The 3,039-nt window shown below is 37.3% G+C and carries 3 protein-coding genes; 1 reads left to right on the top strand and 2 read right to left on the bottom strand.

Annotation, left to right across the window (positions count from 1 at the left end):
• Together ACKPEB_RS07020 and ACKPEB_RS07015 are read right to left on the bottom strand one after the other, a co-directional pair.
• The coding region (locus tag ACKPEB_RS07020) for a PAS domain-containing protein (protein WP_408964147.1) at positions 1 to 1,412 on the bottom strand (1,412 nt) is incomplete at its 3' end.
• Positions 1,413 to 1,885: 473 nt separating this feature from the next.
• Positions 1,886 to 2,074 carry a CsbD family protein gene (locus tag ACKPEB_RS07015; protein ID WP_408964146.1) on the bottom strand — a complete coding sequence of 63 codons (189 nt, stop codon included), beginning with the start codon at positions 2,072 to 2,074 and terminating at the stop codon, positions 1,886 to 1,888.
• A 375-nt stretch (positions 2,075 to 2,449) separates the two neighbouring features.
• Here ACKPEB_RS07015 and ACKPEB_RS07010 point away from each other — a divergent pair, with 375 nt between their 5' ends.
• Positions 2,450 to 2,995 (top strand): Dps family protein, encoded by a 546-nt coding sequence (locus tag ACKPEB_RS07010; RefSeq protein ID WP_408964145.1) that lies wholly within the window; start codon positions 2,450 to 2,452, stop codon positions 2,993 to 2,995.
• The last annotated feature ends 44 nt before the right edge of the window (positions 2,996 to 3,039 follow it).

Genomic DNA, 3,039 nt, shown 5'->3' with positions numbered 1-3,039 from the left:
GAGAGTCCTAATCCTGTGCCGCTATATTGACGGTTTGTAACAGAACTAGCGGAAGAAAAAGGTTTAAAAATTTGAGGATGTAAGTCTGGATGAATGCCAATTCCGGTATCTTTAACGGAGAAATTAATTTTAACTTTATCAGCATTCTCTGCCAAACTTGTCACTCTTAAAATAATAGTTCCAATTTCGGTAAATTTAATTGCATTACTAATAAGATTCAATAAAATTTGATGCAAACGTAAGGCATCTCCTTTAAGTTGTCGAGGTAAATAGCTATCAATCAAGACAATTAAATCTAAGTTCTTTTCTTCCGCTTTAACCGTTAATAAATCAATCACGGTTTCAATACAGGTATCTAAATCAAAATTCGCTATTGCTAAACGAGTTTCACCCGCTTCTAGTTTAGAAAAATCCAGAATTTCATTAATAACGGTCAATAAATGTTGAGCACTGCAATAAATCGTTGAGGTATAATCCCGTTGTTGAGGAGTCAGTTGAGTTTCTAATAGTAATTCAACCATTCCTAGAACGCCGTTCATCGGTGTGCGAATTTCATGGCTCATTTGAGCTAGAAAATGGGACTTCGATTGAGCGGATTGTAAAGCTGATTCTCGCTCTTTAATCAGTTCGCTAATCGGTGTTGTCGCTAAAATTAAACCTCCGATTTCATGGGGAGTTTTATACCAAGGTTGAATCACCCAACTCTGCTGTATTTTGGAGCCATTTTCCCGTTCCCAAGTATCTTCTAATTGAGAAACTGTTTCCCCTTGAAGTGCTTTTTGATGAGCTATCTTCCACTCTAATTTAAGATCAGGAAAAACTTCATAATGACTTTTCCCGAACAAGGATTGTCCTTGTAAATTATATTGCGATAGCCAAACTTTAGAATAAGCTAAATAGCGCATTTGGCTATCAAAAATAGCAATAGCTACGGGAAATTGAGAAATGATATCTCTCAGGGTAATCATCTTGTTTTCCCAGTGTAAGTTGGGAGCTTCTGCATAACCATTGAGCAGTAAACCCAAGGTTTCACCTTGAAGATTTAACCAAGGATTAATCTTCCAGTGAATGAACTCTTCTCCCCCATTGGGTGTGGACAGTAACTGTTGAAACTGGGCGGATTGTTTTGTTGTTAAAACAGATTCACAACGAGCTACAAAGTCTTCCTGTATCGAGGATGGAACACCAAGCTCTAAGTAATTTTTACCCCTAACATCATGACGTTGCCACCCATAACGTTTTGTTGCGCTTGCATTCCATTCTTGGATGCGGTAATCCACAGATAAACCAATAATTATACAGTCAATTTGTTCTACCATTGACTGTAATTCAGTGGCACTTGTTTTCCAGCCCAAGGCTAATTGTCTTTGTTGCCAAGCCCATCCTAAAGCAACTAAGACTAAACTGGTCAAAATAATGAATAAAATCACAACTGTAGGTTCAGGAATGAGTAAAGGGGGAAACAGGAGCTAGTTGGATACAGTTCAGTCAATTGAATCTGATTTGACCGAAATTTCTACCGTCTAGCTCTGGAAAATGTACAATTGTTGATCCAATTTAATTGGCTTCAGAGAGAAAGTCAGGTAACGATTACTGGAAATCTAAAAAATACCTTAACACAACTCAATAGACTTCGGATGTACACCGTGTAACACAACTCAATTCTCAAAAACCAGGGATAGTAAATTCAGTTGGGATTAGACTAAACTCATCAATATCAAGCAGTTAAGAATGGGAAGGGAATCTCTTGATCAATTTGCCATCAATGGAAATCCGTTCAATCGAAAGAATTTCATGTATACACAACAGGTCTAGGTAACTGAGTTCAGTTACCTAGACGAAATCAAATCGGTTTTACACGGATGAACACTTAAACAAAACCTAATTAATGTTTATCAATTTGTTTTTTAACCGCATCCTTAGCATTCTCCACTGTATGTTGTGCAGAAGCTTCAGCTTGCTTGATTTTTCCTTCAGCTTGATCTTCGGGATCTTCAGTCACGTTTCCTGCTGCTTCTTGGACTTTCCCTTCAACATTTTTTAGAGTGGCTTTTCCTTTTTGTTTAGCACTCATGATTATTAGTCTCCAACAATAAAGTTTACAAACTGCTTTGCTCAGGAAAATAATATTCAAAACAGCGTTTATTAACAGTTTAAACTTTAATCAGTTTTGATCATTTTATTCATCTATCCTGCGAGGGATTCATATTTATTGGGAGTCCTTTAACTTTGTCGAGTTCGATTTTAGAGTCATATTTAACTTTAAATCTTGATGGAATGATTAAGCTCAACTTGTTTTCAGAATCTATCTTGAGAGAGAGTTAAATTCGGAATCAACCCATTTAGAAGTTTGAATTTTTATAGTTCTCTCACAAGGTAGATGTTTAGAAGAAACAGAACTCGTTTGAATAGAAAAGAGGTTCGTAGATTAAACAGGAGATTAGAAATTATGCCGAAGTTGAATATTGGTTTAACTGAAGAGCAATTGCAAGGCGTTATCAATTTATTAAATGCAGATGTATCTGATATGTATCTGCTGTTAATCAAAACCAAGAAATTCCATTGGGATGTTGTTGGGCCACAATTTCGTAGCCTGCATCAACTGTGGGAAGAACATTATGAAGCTTTAACTGAAAATATTGATGCGACTGCGGAGCGAGTTCGGATGTTAGGGGGTTATCCGGTGGGTACGGCGGAAGGATTTTTAAAACTGTCCTCCATTGAAGAACACGCAGGAGATCTGCCAAACACAACCGAAATGGTTCAACGATTAGTGAATGATCATGAACAAATTATTCGCAATCTTCGGGAACATATTGATCAATGTGCGGAAGAATTTCATGATGCAGGAACAGCCGATTTCCTAACAGGATTAATGGAGCAACATGAACAAATGGCTTGGATGTTGCGTTCCTTTATTGAAGGGGAAGCTTTAGAGTCTAATGGTAGACGCTCTAATGTTAGTCAAAAATCCGTTGCTGCCAGTGTGATTTAAGGTTGCAGGAATTAGTCGTAGTGAAGTACCCAACGCCAACGTTT

Origin of the sequence: Planktothrix sp. (genome assembly GCF_046067725.1) — a bacterium.
Classification (GTDB): Bacteria; Cyanobacteriota; Cyanobacteriia; order Cyanobacteriales; family Microcoleaceae; genus Planktothrix.
The sequence above is the reverse complement of the archived record's forward strand: the minus strand, read 5'-3'. Positions and strand labels throughout refer to the sequence as shown.